General features: G+C 40.8%; 14 protein-coding genes and 1 tRNA gene. 5 read left to right on the forward strand and 10 right to left on the reverse strand.

Annotated elements, in window-relative coordinates:
* Positions 1-4: 4 nt before the first annotated feature.
* Complete coding sequence (secA, locus tag EL121_RS02015; RefSeq protein ID WP_039197305.1) at positions 5-2,737, reverse strand: preprotein translocase subunit SecA; 2,733 nt, start codon at positions 2,735-2,737, stop codon at positions 5-7.
* Between the two features lie 99 nt (positions 2,738-2,836).
* A complete protein-coding gene (gene secM, locus EL121_RS02020; RefSeq protein WP_014991837.1) occupies positions 2,837-3,154 on the reverse strand; it encodes a secA translation cis-regulator SecM in 318 nt (105 codons plus the stop codon).
* A 111-nt stretch (positions 3,155-3,265) separates the two neighbouring features.
* Between secM and EL121_RS02025 the strand changes: the two genes are divergently transcribed.
* Both EL121_RS02025 and EL121_RS02030 read left to right on the forward strand, forming a co-directional pair.
* Positions 3,266-3,574 carry a DciA family protein gene (locus tag EL121_RS02025; protein ID WP_014991838.1) on the forward strand — a complete coding sequence of 103 codons (309 nt, stop codon included), beginning with the start codon at positions 3,266-3,268 and terminating at the stop codon, positions 3,572-3,574.
* 16 nt (positions 3,575-3,590) lie between these two features.
* Entirely contained in the window at positions 3,591-3,965 is a 375-nt protein-coding gene (locus EL121_RS02030) for a copper resistance protein NlpE (RefSeq protein ID WP_039197308.1), read from the forward strand.
* A 193-nt stretch (positions 3,966-4,158) separates the two neighbouring features.
* Here the strand turns inward: EL121_RS02030 and EL121_RS02035 are convergent.
* Positions 4,159-4,248, reverse strand: a tRNA-Ser gene (locus EL121_RS02035).
* A 116-nt stretch (positions 4,249-4,364) separates the two neighbouring features.
* The gene (locus EL121_RS02040) at positions 4,365-4,676 is read right to left on the reverse strand and encodes a BolA family protein (RefSeq protein ID WP_039197310.1); all 312 of its coding nucleotides are present in this window, start codon (positions 4,674-4,676) and stop codon (positions 4,365-4,367) included.
* 136 nt (positions 4,677-4,812) lie between these two features.
* Between EL121_RS02040 and EL121_RS02045 the strand changes: the two genes are divergently transcribed.
* Complete coding sequence (locus EL121_RS02045) at positions 4,813-5,403, forward strand: YajG family lipoprotein (RefSeq protein ID WP_039197311.1); 591 nt, start codon at positions 4,813-4,815, stop codon at positions 5,401-5,403.
* Between the two features lie 73 nt (positions 5,404-5,476).
* On the opposite strand, the gene EL121_RS02050 is transcribed toward EL121_RS02045, so the two are convergent.
* Complete coding sequence (locus EL121_RS02050; protein WP_039197313.1) at positions 5,477-6,472, reverse strand: LacI family DNA-binding transcriptional regulator; 996 nt, start codon at positions 6,470-6,472, stop codon at positions 5,477-5,479.
* A gap of 272 nt (positions 6,473-6,744) precedes the next feature.
* Here EL121_RS02050 and EL121_RS02055 point away from each other — a divergent pair, with 272 nt between their 5' ends.
* Complete coding sequence (locus tag EL121_RS02055) at positions 6,745-8,031, forward strand: MFS transporter (protein WP_039197315.1); 1,287 nt, start codon at positions 6,745-6,747, stop codon at positions 8,029-8,031.
* Positions 8,032-8,123: 92 nt separating this feature from the next.
* Positions 8,124-10,262, forward strand: a complete 2,139-nt coding sequence (locus EL121_RS02060; RefSeq protein ID WP_039197317.1) for an alpha-galactosidase — start codon at positions 8,124-8,126, stop codon at positions 10,260-10,262.
* An 86-nt stretch (positions 10,263-10,348) separates the two neighbouring features.
* On the opposite strand, the gene EL121_RS02065 is transcribed toward EL121_RS02060, so the two are convergent.
* The 5 genes from EL121_RS02065 to ruvA form a co-directional block, all read right to left on the reverse strand.
* Positions 10,349-11,947 (reverse strand): ABC transporter ATP-binding protein, encoded by a 1,599-nt coding sequence (locus EL121_RS02065; RefSeq protein ID WP_039197319.1) that lies wholly within the window; start codon positions 11,945-11,947, stop codon positions 10,349-10,351.
* A 15-nt stretch (positions 11,948-11,962) separates the two neighbouring features.
* Complete coding sequence (oppC, locus tag EL121_RS02070) at positions 11,963-12,877, reverse strand: oligopeptide ABC transporter permease OppC (protein ID WP_039197320.1); 915 nt, start codon at positions 12,875-12,877, stop codon at positions 11,963-11,965.
* A gap of 9 nt (positions 12,878-12,886) precedes the next feature.
* Positions 12,887-13,810, reverse strand: coding sequence for an oligopeptide ABC transporter permease OppB (gene oppB / locus EL121_RS02075; RefSeq protein WP_039197321.1), 924 nt, complete (start codon positions 13,808-13,810; stop codon positions 12,887-12,889).
* Between the two features lie 162 nt (positions 13,811-13,972).
* Positions 13,973-14,977, reverse strand: coding sequence for a Holliday junction branch migration DNA helicase RuvB (gene ruvB, locus EL121_RS02080; RefSeq protein WP_039197323.1), 1,005 nt, complete (start codon positions 14,975-14,977; stop codon positions 13,973-13,975).
* 18 nt (positions 14,978-14,995) lie between these two features.
* Positions 14,996-15,601: a Holliday junction branch migration protein RuvA gene (gene ruvA, locus EL121_RS02085; protein WP_005596191.1), complete on the reverse strand. Its 606-nt coding sequence runs from the start codon at positions 15,599-15,601 to the stop codon at positions 14,996-14,998.
* Between the last annotated feature and the right edge of the window lie 122 nt (positions 15,602-15,723).

Raw genomic sequence — 15,723 nt, forward strand, 5'->3', positions numbered from 1 at the left:
TTAATTATGCATATCTTGCTTTACTGCCGTGGCAATGTTTGTATTTTTTGCCAGAACCGCAAGGGCAAGGATCATTTCGACCGATATTCAAATTCGCTAATTGCTCATCTGTCAGCGATTCTGCCGCTGCGCCGGCTTGGGCATTTTGCATTTGTTCTTCGGTTGCCGCTTGGTAATGAGCGGCTTCCGCTTCAGCTATTGCGTCTTGCTGGCGTTGAGCCTCTTCAATCTCTTCTTGACTACGCACTTGAATACGGCTTAACACGCTAATCACATTAGATTTCAACAAATCGAGCATATTGGTAAACATTTCAAATGATTCTTTTTTATACTCTTGTTTCGGATCTTTTTGTGCATAGCCACGTAAGTGAATACCTTTGCGTAAGTAATCCATTGCCGAAAGATGTTCTTTCCAAAGCTCGTCTAAGTTTTGTAGCATCACTCCTTTTTCAAAGTTACGCATCACTTCCGAGCCGACTTTCTCTTCTTTCGCTTGGTATTCTTGTTTCGCAATATCAATAATGCGCTCACGCAATGTTTCTTCGTGTAAGTCATTTTCTTGCTCTAACCAATGCTGGATAGGCAATTCCATACCGAATTGGCGTTTTAACGCTTCTTCTAAGCCGGCAACATCCCACATCTCTTCAATGGATTGCGGTGGAATATATTGGCTAATCACATTATTGAACACGTCTTCACGCACAGTGCTGATCATCGCTGAAATATCATCGGTTTCAAGCAAGTAATTACGTTGTTCGTAAATCGCTTTACGTTGTTCGTTCGCCACATCATCGTACTGTAATAAGTTTTTACGACCGTCGAAGTTATGCGCTTCTACTTTTGCTTGTGCCGATGCGATCACTTTAGTCAGTAATTTTGACTCCATCGCCTCGCCTTCTTCAGAGAAGGCTTTACGCATCATATTCAATTTACCTTCATTCAGGTAAATACGCATTAACGCATCGTCTAAAGACAGATAGAAACGTGATGAACCCGGGTCACCTTGACGACCGGAACGACCACGTAACTGGTTATCAATACGGCGAGATTCGTGACGTTCAGTACCGATAATATGTAAACCGCCCGCCTTCATTACGATGTCATAGCGCTCTTTCCAAGCCGCTTTAATCGCTTCGATTTGCTCTTCGGTCGGATTTTCTAACTTCGCCACTTCCGCTTTCCAGTTACCGCCTAATACGATATCCGTACCACGACCCGCCATATTGGTTGCGATAGTTACCGCACCCGGTGCACCCGCTTCCGCCACGATTTCCGCTTCTTGGGCATGGAATTTCGCATTTAATACGTTATGAGCAATACCGGCTTTGGTTAATTCTGCCGATAAAAGTTCTGATTTTTCAACGGATGCCGTACCGACTAACACCGGTTGTTGGCGAGCCATACAGTCTTTAATATCATTGATAATCGCCGCAAATTTCTCCGGTTCACTCTTAAACATTAAGTCGGTACGGTCATCACGAATAACCGGTTTATTGGTCGGAATCACTACTGTATCCAAACCGTAAATTTGTTGGAATTCAAACGCTTCCGTATCCGCTGTACCAGTCATACCGGCTAATTTTTCGTATAAACGGAAATAGTTTTGGTAAGTGATAGACGCAACAGTTTGGTTTTCGCCTTGAATATTAACTTTTTCTTTCGCTTCAATCGCTTGGTGTAAACCGTCAGACCAACGACGGCCCGCCATTGTACGACCGGTGTGTTCATCAATAATCACTACTTCACCGTCTTTTACGATGTAATCTACATCTAATTCAAATAATTTATGTGCACGTAACGCCGCATAAACGTGGTGTAGTAAAGCGATACGAGCCGGATGATAAAGTGTTTCGCCTTCTTGCATTAAGCCCATTTCGGTCAAAATGCCTTCCACTTTCACCATACCACGCTCAGTTAAATGCGCCTGTTTATTTTTCAGATCTAACGTGAAATCGCCTTCACCGGTATATTCTTCGGTGTCTTCTTTATCTTGCTGAATCAAATGCGGAATAATCGTATCAATCGCTTGATAGATTTGAGTCGCATCTTCTGCTGGGCCTGAAATAATTAACGGCGTACGCGCTTCATCAATTAAGATTGAGTCCACCTCATCCACTAACGCATAGTGTAATTCACGTTGGAAACGATCTTCTTTTGCGTGCGCAAGGTTATCACGTAAATAGTCGAAACCTAACTCACTATTGGTTGAGTAAGTAATATCCGCTTTATAGGCTTCACGTTTTACTTCATTCGGAAGACCCGGCACATTCACTGCAACGGTTAAACCTAAAAATTCAAATAACGGGCGGTTTGTTTCCGCATCACGGCGTGCAAGATAATCGTTCACGGTTACAACGTGTACACCTTTACCGGTTAACGCATTTAAGTAACAAGGTAATGTTGCGGTTAACGTTTTACCTTCACCGGTACGCATCTCTGCGATATTACGGTTAGTTAATACCATACCGCCGATTAATTGCACATCAAAATGACGCATTCCCATCACACGACGGCTTGCCTCACGCACAGTTGCAAACGCTTCGTGCAATAAGCTGTCAAGGCTCGCACCATCAGCTAAACGTTGTTTAAATTCTGCGGTTTTAGCTTGTAATTCCTCATCGGTTAATTTTTCAAATGCCGGTTCAAGTTTATTAATTTGCGCAACACGTTTTCTTAAACGTTTTAACGTACGATCGTTACTTGAACCGAAAATTGAAGTGATAATTTTTGAAATCATTGTTTTGTCCTAATCTAGTTATCTTTATATGAAAAAGTGGCATAGCTTTACGGAAGCACTGTTTTATTCCGCCCACTTATGATGAATCGATTTTATAGATTAGACGATTGGGCCGGCTCGAATAGGATGGTTATCATCGCCATCAAAGCGGTAAGATTTGGTAAAAAATTCGCAAAAAACGACCGCTTGCGTTGGAATTTCCACAAGTACTTGTTTAAGCTCTGCGATAAATAAAGACTGAGGTTCTTGTTCGTCAGAACAAACAACGCAAGGAGAAAAATGCTGATTGATAACCGTTTCTTGTTCACTTTCACTTTTTACTATCGAATGAATTTCAGGTAACGCAAAAATCGCAACCAGTCCGAAAACCAATTGCGACCAAAAAGGCGTTTTGTGAAAATGCTTAAATAAACTCATCAACATTTGTTTTAAATACTAAAAATTATATTAATTATACGATAAATTCCAGTAGAATGGGCAGTTAATTGGGTCAAATAACGTAAAATCAAGGGGTAACAGTCCAGAAAGATGAAAAATTCAGCAATAAAAAATATCACCGAAATTTTGCAGAACTCAAGCCTTAGTCGGATTGTCCAACGAGCCAATCAATTAAACGATTTGCATCAAAAAGTACAAAAATTATTACCAGAACAGTACCGTGGGCTTTACCGTATTGTGAATTTAGTTGATAATCAACTTGTATTCGAAGTGCAAAATGCGACTGTACGGCAAGGCTTACAGTTACAAAGTTCACATTTATTACAATTAATTCACTCTGATTTTCCGAATGTAACTGAGCTTCAGTTTAAAGTGAATCCGAGTTTTAAACACATTTAAATAGAAGGAAACTGGAATGAAAAAAATTGCGTTAGTTGCATTCAGTGCAGTACTAGGCGCCTGTTCGCTATTACCACAAAAATCCGTTACTGGCACATTCCAAGGCGAGCTACCTTGCGCAGACTGTGAAAAAATTCAAGCTGAGCTTATTTTAGGCGCTAATAATAGCTACCAATACAATACTATTTACGTAAAAGCAGGCAAAGAATATCCATTTAAAGATGAAGGTACTTATACTTGGGAACAAGGTAAACGTGGTGTAATTCGTTTAGAAAAAGATTCCGGTTCGTTAGCCTTTAAAGTCAGTGAAACTAAAGTTGAGGTTTGTGATGTAAACGGTAACCCAGCTAAGACCGCAAATCACCCATACACCTTACAAAAAGTTAAATAAGTTATTCATATAGACATAAAAGCCCGCTTATTAAGCGGGCTTTTATTTTAGGTTAAGGAAATAAATATAAAAAAATCCCCACAACTTTTCTTGCAGGGATTGGACCTAAATAAGGAAAAAAGTAATTATTACTTACTTTAACTTAACCAAGGAAATATCTATGAAAACAGTAAGGAATCTTTCGCATTAGTAATGGCGGTGAGAGGGGGATTCGAACCCCCGATACACTTTCGCATATACACGCTTTCCAGGCGTGCTCCTTCAACCACTCGGACATCTCACCAGCTTACTAAATGCACAGAAAGTGCATCTGAAAGATGTAGGGAACTATACCGATTTTTTAGAATCTAATCAAGTATTTTATTTATAAACTAAAATAATTACCAATTCCTCATTATATTATTGTCCAACTCCTAAACAGTTCGGCGATTTAGGCACTAACCCGTTGGCGCTCGCCCATTCTTGCGGCGTAAAAAGATGTAATGCTAATGCGTGAACACCGTTTTCCAACTCATACGCTAAACAACTATAAACCGCTCGATGACGAGCTACAACACGTTGTTCTGCAAAGTTTGCCGATACTAATGTCACTTTAAAATGAGATTCCGCCCCACGTCCTGAGCTATGCATATAGCTTTCATTTTCAATTTGTAAGAATTGTGGTGAAAATTGTTCCGTTAATTTTTGCTGAATCGTTTGTTCAACCGACATTTTTATTCCTTATGAATTGATAATTAGTATTTGATAATGGATAATTAAAAAACTTATTTGTAGGTAAATTGCCTAATAAATGCTTTTACCTCATTATCCATTATCAAATACTAATTATCAATTAAAAGGATTTCTTATGACATTATCTAAAAAAGCATTACTTATCGTCACTACACTTGCAGCAGCAGTACTTACCGGCTGCCAATCTCAATCAAGCGTATTAAATTTCACCACGCCTAGCCCAACGGCGACCTTTAACACAAATAACCAAACTGCTGCAGTGAGTGTGATGACACAAGACTTACGTACTTCTCGTGAAGTGGCAAGCTATACCAAAAACGGCCAAGTAACTCGTTTAACTTCAAGCCCGGAAGTCGGATTAATGTTCCAACAAGCAATGCAACAAGACTTAAATGCAAAAGGCTTCCAATTGGTACAAGGGGCAGCGAATGCAAATGTTATCGTAAACGTTCGCAAATTCTTTGCTACGGTAGAACAAGGTAATTTATTGTATAAAGTGAATGCAGAAGTGGGAGTCGAAGTAGCTGTGCAAGGTGCAAAAGGTAACTTTAGCAAAAACTTTAATGCAACACGTGGCTATGAAGGTGCGGCACTAACTACAGATAACGATGACATCAAAAAAGTGCTAGGCCAAGCGTATGATGATGTGATCAAAGCGATCTACAACGATAACGAAATTGCTAACGCAATTCATCAATTTAAATAATTGATTTTATTCAAATAGCAAGCGGTCGGATTTCACTATTTTTTTGCAAAATCCGACCGCTTATTTCTTTATGTTAGCACGATTCTCTCACAATGAGCGGGCAATCAATCGGCTGAACTTTATTGGTTTTTCGCCCTTCGATTAAGTGTAGTGCCGCTTGTTCCCCCATCTGGTAATGAGGTAATTGTACCGTGGTGAGCGGTGGTAAAAACAGATGAGCCACTCCGACCATATTGTCATAGCCGACAACTGCAACATCTTGCGGAATACGCAATCCACGAGCGAGTAATAACTGATAAACAAGCATTGCGATCCGGTCATTTCCGCATACAATCACATCATAGTCAAAATGTTCGGAATCTGATGCCAAAATATCTTTAAGTCGATCCGCACCTTCTAAATAGTCATCGCTTTCATTCATAAAAAATTCGGTCGGTACATTTGCATTTTTTTGTGAAAACCAGACCGCTTGAAAGCCCTTTTGTCGCTCTTTCGCGGCAATCGCATTATGCGGAATATATAAACAAAGTGGCTTTTTATAACCTTTCTCTAGCAATAAACGCGTCACATCCGCTTGCCCTTGAAAATCATTGGGAATATAGCTCGCTACTTGCAAATCATCCGTTACACAGTTTGCCAGTACAATCGGTAATGATGCCAAACGCTTCGGGATCTTAATTTTTTTTAGCCCATGACGAGTAATGATAATGGCTGTCGGGCGATGAGAAAGCAATAATTCAACCGCTTTTTCAACATCTTGCTCATCATCTTCAAAGGTATTGATCACAAACGAATTCCAACCGTACTGACGTACGGTTTTTTCAATCGCAAGTAAAATCTCGACCGAAAACGGCGTTGTTGCGGTGCTAAACGATAAAACACCTATCGTATTTTCACTCACACCACGAATTTTCTGCGCAGCAATATTCGGAACATAATTTAATTGTTCTATTGCATCTTGTACTGCTTTACGAGTTTTTTCAGAAAGTTGTTCCGGGTTATTAATCGCTCTAGAAACCGTCATTAGCGATACCCCGGCCAACCTTGCCACATCTTTTAGGGAAGCCATAAAAAATATTAAGAATTAAAATAAATAAACAAAAAAGAGAAATTGATAATTAAAACCGATTTATCGATTACTATCCACTTTACCCCTTATCTTTTAAAGGATCAATCTCTCCTGAGAATTATTCAAAAATAACTGTGATCTTGCTCACAAAATTAAAATGTTAACGTTAAAAATTGTGATTTAAATCACAATTTCAAATATTCTCCTCTTGCAAAACAAAATGATAACGTTAACATTTTGCATATCAAATCAACAATAGAAGGTGTTTTATTATGCAAGCACAATCACAAAATAAAGCTTATTACTGGGGAAACCGTAATTATTTTGTATTCAGCGGTTACTTCTTTACCTATTTCTTTATTATGGCGACCTGCTATCCATTCTTAGGGATTTGGCTAGGTGACATAAACGGATTAACCGGTGAAGAACGAGGTATCGTATTCGCTGCAATGTCATTCTTTGCTCTCTGTTTCCAACCGATTTTCGGCTATGTGACCGACAAACTCGGTGTCAAAAAACATATGCTTTGGGCGGTAGCCATTGCCCTTCTCTTCTATGCACCATTCTTTATTTATATCTTCGCTCCGATGCTTAAAAGCAATATTTGGATGGGTGCTATCGTTGGCGGTATTTATATGGGATTCGTATTCTCCGGTGGCGCCGGCGCATCTGAAGCTTATGTAGAACGTGTCAGCCGTCAAAGTAACTTTGAATACGGACGTGCGCGTATGTTCGGTATGATGGGCTGGGGGATCTGCGCTTCAATTGCAGGCATTTTATATAGTAAAGATCCGGATTCCGTTTTCTGGCTCGGTTCAGCCGGTGCGGTCGTGTTACTCGTGTTAGTGGCACTTGCAAAACCGGAACAAAATTCGACCGCTTCCGTGATGGCGCAACTTGGTGCAAACACAAACCCGGTAAGCCTTAAACAAGCGTTCAAACTCTTTAAACTTCCTCGTTTCTGGGCATTACTTGCTTATGTTGTCGGTGTAGCTTGTACCTATGATATTTTCGACCAACAATTCGGTAACTTCTTTAATACGTTCTTTGATTCCAAAGAAGAAGGGATTGAGATGTTCGGTTATGTAACCACCATGGGCGAATTTTTAAATGCAGCAATCATGTTCTTTGTACCACTGGTTATCAACCGTATGGGTGCCAAAAATGCCTTATTAGTTGCCGGTTTTATTATGACGATTCGTATTATCGGTTCTTCATACGCAACGGAAGCATGGCACGTTGTGGTACTCAAAACCTTACATATGTTTGAAGTACCGTTCTATCTTGTTGGCTTATTCAAATATATTGGTAACGTGTTCGAAGTTCACTTCTCTGCAACAATCTATATGGTTGCCTGCCAATTCATCAAACAAGTCGGTAATATGCTTGCCTCTTCTGTTGTTGGCGGTTGGTATGACAAATTCGGTTATCAAGATACTTACTTTATTTTAGGCTGTGTGGCATTAGGCTTTACTCTTCTCTCCATTTTCACCTTAACCGGCAAAATGAATATGCAAGAACGTTATCAATTACAAAAACGCAATACCAGAGGTGCTTAACAAGCGGTCAAAAAAGCAAAGTTTTTTGAACGTTGGCTTTGCCAACAGCAGTAAATAAATGCCTCTCAAATTTTGCAAATAAGGAATTTACTATGAACAACATTATTCGCTTATCCAGCAACCAAAACGATCTGATTATTAACGCCTCAGATAATCCTCAAATTCTCTATTGGGGAGAAAAATTGGCACAATTTGAACCGACTAATGCTTGGCTCAGCTACTCAGGTGTAACAAACGGCGGTTTAGATATTGATGTGCCGGTTTCACTTGCAGCGGAAAACGGACGTGGCTATTTTGAATCTTCTTCAGTTGAAGGCCATCGTAACGGTTTAGACTCAATGCCGGTATTCAAATTAAGTAAAATTGAACAACAAAATGACCGCTTGATCATCCGCCAAACCGATGAAATTGCCGGCTTAGAATTTAGTAGCGAATTTGTATTAGACAAAGCGACTTCCGTATTAAAAACACGTAATAAATTACGTAATTTAAAAGCCGCACCTTATAGCGTAAACCGTCTTGCCGTGACCCTTCCGTTGCCTGAATTTGCCGATGAAGTCTGTACGTTCTACGGTCGCTGGGTACGTGAATTCCAACCAAATCGTCAAAACCTCAAACATGGCAGTTTTATTCAGGAAAACCGTGTCGGCAGAACGTCTCACGAATATCCGCCGATTCTGATTGTCGGTGAAGAAGGCTATAAAGAACAAAAAGGTGATGTATGGGGCTTCCATTTGGCTTGGAGCGGAAACCACCGCATTCGTGCTGATATTGATATTCGAGGCAGACGTAGCGTGCAATTGGAAGCGTTATACTTCCCGGGCGAAATCACACTAGCACAAAATGAAGAGATTGCGACCCCTTGGGTTTATGCAACCGCTTCTAACCAAGGCTTAAACGGTATGAGCCAGCAATTTCATCAATATGTACGCGAAAATATTCTCCGTTTTCCACAGGGTAAAACACGTCCGGTACACCTCAATATTTGGGAAGGCGTTTACTTCGATCACAAACCGGAACATATTATCGCCATGGCAAAAGCTGCCGCAGAAATGGGCGTGGAACGTTTTATTATTGATGACGGTTGGTTTATTGGGCGAGATGATGACTTTGGTGGTTTAGGCGACTGGTATTTAGACGAACGCAAATATCCAAACGGTTTAACGCCTGTGGTCAAAGCGGTAAAAGATCTCGGTATGCAATTCGGGATTTGGGTTGAGTTAGAAATGATCAACAAACCGACTAAACTTTACCAACAACACCCTGATTGGTTATTAGCGGTTGAGGGTTACGATCAACCTGCTGAACGTAACCAATTTGTGCTCGACCTTTGCAATCCGGAAGTTTTCGATTATTTAGTGGAACGAATGGATTGGTTACTCGGCAATCACGATATTGACTATGTAAAATGGGATATGAACCGCCGTATCGTACAAGGCGCTCACCAAGGCAAAGCCGCGGTAACCAAACAAACCGAAGCCTTCTATCGCTTGTGCGATGTACTTTGTGAAAAATATCCGAATGTTGAATTTGAAGCCTGCTCTTCCGGCGGCGGTCGTATCGATTACGAGGTATTAAAACGTTCACAACGTTTCTGGACATCAGATGATAATGATGCACTTGAACGCCAAACCATTCAACGCGGCTTTAGTTACTTCTATCCGCCTGAAATTATGGGTGCACATATCGGCGGCTTCCATTGCCATACCACATACCGCAAATTAGATGCGAATTTCCGTGGTTTAACTGCGCTATTCGGTCATATGGGCGTGGAATTAGATCCGGTAAAAGAAGGTGAGGAAGAACGTAAAAATTTCGCTAAATATATTGCGTTACATAAATCCTTGCGAGAACTATTGCATAGCGGCACGGCATTCCGTTTAGACCGTAAAGATCCGGCTTGTTTAGTTAACGGTGTTGTAGCACAAGACAGCTCACAAGCGGTGGTTTTAATCAGCCAACTTGCAATGCTCGATTACTTGCGTCAGGAATCGCTCCGTCTGCCATATCTCAAACAAGGTAATTATCAAGTAGAAATTCTAGATTTACCACGTAACTTTGCCGAAGGAAAATTCGGTCACTTGATGAAACAATTACCGGAATGGATGGTAAAAGCATTAAACGGCGAAAAAGTTATCATTAATAGCGAGTGGTTGGCAAAAGTCGGCTTAGGCTTACCGATTATTGACCCGGCATCCGCTATGCTATTGAAATTTACCCGTATCGCTTAAACATCATAAACAAGCGGTTAAATTTCCTGAATTTTTTGCAAACTTTTCAGGAAATTTAACCGCTTGTATTATCTCTCTAGCCCAGCCTAGGCTAAATGAGAGGCTTCGATTAAACGTTGCGTGTAAACATGTTTTGGTTGCTCAAAAATTTGTTGAGCGCTGCCGCTTTCCACCACTTCACCTTTACTCATCACGATTACTTTGTCACTTAACGCTCGTACTACCGCAAGATCATGGCTGATAAATAGGTAACTTAAACCATATTTTTGTTGTAAACGATTAAGCAATTCGACCACGGTTAACTGTGTAGAACGATCCAGTGCGGAAGTCGGTTCGTCTAATAACACGAATTTAGGTTCTAAAATAATCGCACGAGCAATTGCAATGCGTTGCCGCTGCCCACCCGAAAACTCATGGGGATAACGGTTGATCATCTCTGGGCTTAAATTCACCTCTTCTAACATTTTTTGCACTTTTTCTCTGCGTTCCGTTTTCGTCATCTGCGGATAGTGAACCGCTAACCCTTCTCCGATAATTTCACCTACCGTTAAGCGTGGAGAAAGAGAATTAAATGGATCTTGGAACACCATTTGCATATTTCGTTTTAAAGATTGGCGATCACTTTTTGATAAGGCAGAAATCACTTGAGCGTCAAATTCAACTTTGCCCTGATAATCCAGAATTTGCATGATCGCTCGCCCTAATGTAGATTTTCCCGAGCCGGATTCACCGACAATACCAAGCGTTTCTCCCATATTTAGCTGGAACGAAATATCTTTTACCGCATTAAACACTTTCTTCGGTTTTCCCCAAAAAGAACGCTGTAGTACATAATCGACTTCGATATTTTTTGCATTAATCAACAATTTCGCCGGTTCACTTTGCGTGCTTTTGAAATGGCTCGGAATAGGCGTTAAAAGCTCCATCGTATAAGGGTGCTTTGGTTGTGTAAATACATCTGCGGTTTTACCTCGCTCCACAATTTCGCCGGATTTCATTACACAAACGTCATCACTGTATTTTTGCACTAAACGCAGGTCGTGCGAAATGAGGATAATCGCCATGCCCATTTCAGCTTGTAATTCCAGCATTAAATCTAAAATTTCCGCCTGTGTCGTAACATCCAATGCGGTAGTCGGCTCATCAGCAATCAATAAATCCGGTTTATTAATAATTGCCATCGCAATCATAATGCGTTGTAGCTGCCCTCCGGAAAACTCGTGTGGGTAACACTTTAATTTCTTTTCCGCATTTGGAATTTTTACTTTCTGTAATGCCGCTAAGGTCAACGCTTCCGCCTCTTGTTTGGTCATATTGGGCGTATGTGTCGTCACCGCTTCTGCAACTTGTTCACCAATCGGCATATAGGGATTTAAAGAGGTCATCGGCTCTTGGAAAATCATCCCGATACGATCGCCTCGTATTGCTTGCATTTCGGCTTCCGTAAGCGTCAAAATATCCTTATCTTCAAATATGATCTGGGAATGTTTGCCATATTGCAAAATATTTTTCGGCAATAATTGCATAATTGACATCGAAGTGACTGATTTACCGGAACCGGACTCACCGACAATAGCAAGAGTCTGCCCTTTTTCCAGTGTAAAAGATACGGAACGCACCGTATGTGAAAAACGATCTTCCGCTTTTAAATATACGTCTAAATTTTTAACTTCTAATAATTTCATCCTTCACTCCTGAGCTTATTTATCTTTTGGATCTAATGCATCACGCAGACCATCGCCAATAAAATTGAAACAAAATAGCGTTAAGCAAAGGAAAAAAGCCGGAAATCCAAGCAACCAAGGAGAAGTTTCCATCTGAGCGGCTCCATCGCTTAGTAACGAGCCCCAACTGCTCATCGGTTCTTGAGTCCCTAACCCTAAGAAACTTAAAAACGATTCGAATAGAATCAGAGAAGGCACTTCCAGCGAGGCGTACACTACCACTAAGCCAAGTACATTCGGAATAATGTGACGCCAAATAATCTGACGGCGAGAAACGCCACATACAATTGCCGCCTCAATAAATTCTTTATTTTTAAGCGCTAATGTTTGCCCTCGTACGATACGAGCTAGCCCTAGCCAAGCAATCATACCTATTGCCACAAAAATTAAGAAAATATTTTGCCCAAATAAAGTCACCAATAAAATGACGAAGAACATAAATGGAAATGAGCTTAAAATTTCAAGAAAACGCATCATTACGCTATCTACTTTGCCGCCTATATAGCCTGAAATAGCGCCGTAAATAGTACCGATAATTACAGCCACCAAAGCGCCGGCAATGCCGACCATCAACGATATTCTGCCGCCCATAGCGACACGCACCATCAGATCTCGCCCTGAAGCGTCTGTACCAAAATAATGCAAGGATTCAAAATCCGGTGCGGCACTCATCATATTCCAATCGGTATCTTCGTAACTAAACGGCATTAGCATCGGTACAAAAGTGATAAATAATACGATTAACAGCAACATAAATAAGCTGGCAACTGCCGCCTTATTACGAAAAAAACGGCGGCGAGCATCTTGCCATAAGCTGCGTCCTTCCAACACCATTGCTGTATTAGCTGAAGCGAGATTTTCCGAAAAGTTTTGGTTTTTATCTATTTGCATATTTCCTTCCTAGCTATAACGAATTTTCGGGTCAATCACCGCATATAAAATATCTACTATCGCATTAAATAAAATGGTTAACGTGCCAACCAATACGGTTAAGCTCAACACTAAAGAATAGTCTCGATTTAAAGCTCCGTTTACAAATAGCTGGCCTAATCCCGGTAAGCCGAAAACACTTTCAATCACCATTGAGCCGGTGATAATGCCAACAAAAGCGGGCGCAAGATAAGTAATGACAGGTATTAATGCAGGTTTTAAGGCGTGTTTAAAAATGATTTTCCGCATCGGCACACCTTTGGCTTTTGCCGTACGAATATAATTTGAATGGAGAATTTCTATCATTGAACCACGAGTAATACGGGCAAGTCCGGCAACATAGCCAATGGTAAGAGAAAGTACCGGTAGCACCATATAATAGAGTTGACCGCCGTTCCAGCCACCTGCCGGAAGCCATTGTAAGTGAATCGCAAAAAATAAAACCAGCAGCGGCGCAAATACGAAACTCGGCATAATTACCCCGGTCATGGCAAATCCCATCACGATGTAATCCCATTTACTATTTTGCTTTAGCGCCGCCACAATACCGGCAGTTAAGCCGATAATCACCGCCAAAATAAATGCAACTACGCCTAATTTAATCGAAACGGGAAATGCTGAAGCAATTAAGTCATTAACCGATTGATCTTTATATTTAAAAGAGGGACCAAAATCGCCATGGGCAAGATTATCCATATAGATAAAATATTGTTTATAAAGCGGTTCATTAAGATGATATTTCGCTTCAATATTTGCCATCACTTCAGGCGGGTAAGCTTTTTCAGAGGTAAACGGACTTCCTGGAGCAAGCCTCATCAGAAAGAATGAGAAGGTAATTAGAATGAAAAGTGTTGGAATGGCTTCCAATATGCGCCTAATAATAAATTTCAGCATTAGCAATCCTCCCTTTTAATTAAGAATAGCTAATTAGTAACTGAAATAGTACAATTTGTAAATACAGATGAAGCACAAATAAACAACAAGCGGTTAAATTTTCCGAAAAAATTGCAAAAACATTTTGCAAAATCTTGGTGAAATTCGACCGCTTGTCTAAATTTAATCGAGCTTAGCGATACCTAAATGCGCATAAGTTCGGCTGGTGGCAATACGACCTCGCGGCGTTCGTTGCAAAAAGCCCTGCTGAATCAAATAAGGTTCAAGTACGTCTTCAATTGTATCTCGCTCTTCACCGATTGCTGCGGCTAAGTTATCTAAGCCGACCGGGCCTCCGTCAAAACGTTCTACAATCGCTTGCAATAATTTGATGTCCATAAAGTCAAAGCCTTCGGAATCTACATCAAGCATCGCCAACGCTTGTTTGGCGATATCGGAAGTAATCACACCATTATTACGCACATCGGCATAATCTCGCACACGGCGTAATAACCGGTTGGCAATTCGAGGTGTGCCACGTGAACGGCGAGCCACTTCATAAGCACCATCCGGCGATAAATTTAAGTTTAAACAATCGGCACTACGTTTTACGATTGAGGTTAAATCTTCCACTGAATAAAACTCTAATCGCTGCACAATCCCAAAACGATCACGTAACGGAGAAGTCAGTGAACCGGCTCGGGTGGTTGCCCCCACTAAGGTAAACGGCGGTAAATCCAGCTTAATCGAACGTGCTGCCGGCCCTTCACCGATCATAATATCCAGCTGATAATCTTCCATTGCCGGATAAAGCACTTCTTCAATTGCCGGCGATAAGCGGTGGATCTCATCAATAAATAATACGTCATAAGGCTCTAAATTGGTCAACATTGCCGCCAAATCGCCCGCTTTCTCCAACACCGGTCCGGAAGTTGTGCGGATATTCACTCCCATTTCATTGGCAACGATATTGGCTAAGGTGGTTTTACCCAACCCCGGCGGACCAAAAATCAACAAATGATCTAACGCCTCATCACGCAATTTTGCCGCTTTAATAAAAATCTCCATCTGCTCTCGTACAGACGGCTGACCGACATAATCCGCTAATAATTTAGGACGAATCGCACGATCGATGACTTCTTCCTCACGCTTCGGCGAGGCACTAATTATTCTATCTGCTTCAATCATTTAAGGTATTTTTACTTTTTAAAGAGAGGCTTTTAATGCTTCACGAATTAATTGTTCGCTGGTTGCGCCTGCTTTATTCACTTTCTTAATCATCTTCTCAGCATCGGCAAGTTTATAGCCTAACGCCACTAAAGCATCACGGGCTTCATCTGCCGGATCATGTGAATGTGTTGCAACAATCGTTTCCACAGAATGTTCTTCAAAGAAATCACTTTGTGCCACACCTTTGAATTTGCCTTTGAGCTCTACTAATAAACGCTCGGCTGTTTTACGCCCAATGCCCGGAATTTTAGTTAATTTGGCTAATTCTTCATGCTCTACCGCATTCGCAAATTGTGAAACCGACATCGCCGATAAAATCGCAAGTGCTAATTTAGGCCCAACACCGTTGGTTTTAATCAATTCACGAAATAGTGTTCTGTCTTGCTTTTGTGCAAAACCAAATAATAAATGTGCATCTTCACGTACTACTAAATGCGTAAAAATTGTGGCTTCTTCACCTACTTGCGGCAAGCTGTAAAAACTCGTCATCGGCAGTAGTACTTCATATCCGACACCTTGAACATCAATTACCATTTCAGGTGGTTGTTTTTCAATAATTTTACCGTGTAATCTTCCGATCATTGATTTTATTCCAAACTAAAAAATTTGCCTTAGCATAACAGAAAACTGTATAGAATAACAGGCTAACAAGCGGTCTATTTTGGCTAATTTTTTGCAAAAAAATAGCCCGCTAATCAGCGAGC

It is taken from the genome of Actinobacillus equuli (assembly GCF_900636745.1).
GTDB classification, from domain to species: Bacteria; Pseudomonadota; Gammaproteobacteria; order Enterobacterales; family Pasteurellaceae; genus Actinobacillus; species Actinobacillus equuli.

Bases quoted from the DNA above. Each gene is read 5' to 3' on its own strand.
- secA (WP_039197305.1), bottom strand. From the start codon at position 2,737: ATGATTTCAAAAATTATCACTTCAATTTTCGGTTCAAGTAACGATCGT.
- secM (WP_014991837.1), bottom strand. From the start codon at position 3,154: ATGAGTTTATTTAAGCATTTTCACAAAACGCCTTTTTGGTCGCAATTG.
- EL121_RS02025 (WP_014991838.1), top strand. From the start codon at position 3,266: ATGAAAAATTCAGCAATAAAAAATATCACCGAAATTTTGCAGAACTCA.
- EL121_RS02030 (WP_039197308.1), top strand. From the start codon at position 3,591: ATGAAAAAAATTGCGTTAGTTGCATTCAGTGCAGTACTAGGCGCCTGT.
- EL121_RS02040 (WP_039197310.1), bottom strand. From the start codon at position 4,676: ATGTCGGTTGAACAAACGATTCAGCAAAAATTAACGGAACAATTTTCA.
- EL121_RS02045 (WP_039197311.1), top strand. From the start codon at position 4,813: ATGACATTATCTAAAAAAGCATTACTTATCGTCACTACACTTGCAGCA.
- EL121_RS02050 (WP_039197313.1), bottom strand. From the start codon at position 6,472: ATGGCTTCCCTAAAAGATGTGGCAAGGTTGGCCGGGGTATCGCTAATG.
- EL121_RS02055 (WP_039197315.1), top strand. From the start codon at position 6,745: ATGCAAGCACAATCACAAAATAAAGCTTATTACTGGGGAAACCGTAAT.
- EL121_RS02060 (WP_039197317.1), top strand. From the start codon at position 8,124: ATGAACAACATTATTCGCTTATCCAGCAACCAAAACGATCTGATTATT.
- EL121_RS02065 (WP_039197319.1), bottom strand. From the start codon at position 11,947: ATGAAATTATTAGAAGTTAAAAATTTAGACGTATATTTAAAAGCGGAA.
- oppC (WP_039197320.1), bottom strand. From the start codon at position 12,877: ATGCAAATAGATAAAAACCAAAACTTTTCGGAAAATCTCGCTTCAGCT.
- oppB (WP_039197321.1), bottom strand. From the start codon at position 13,810: ATGCTGAAATTTATTATTAGGCGCATATTGGAAGCCATTCCAACACTT.
- ruvB (WP_039197323.1), bottom strand. From the start codon at position 14,977: ATGATTGAAGCAGATAGAATAATTAGTGCCTCGCCGAAGCGTGAGGAA.
- ruvA (WP_005596191.1), bottom strand. From the start codon at position 15,601: ATGATCGGAAGATTACACGGTAAAATTATTGAAAAACAACCACCTGAA.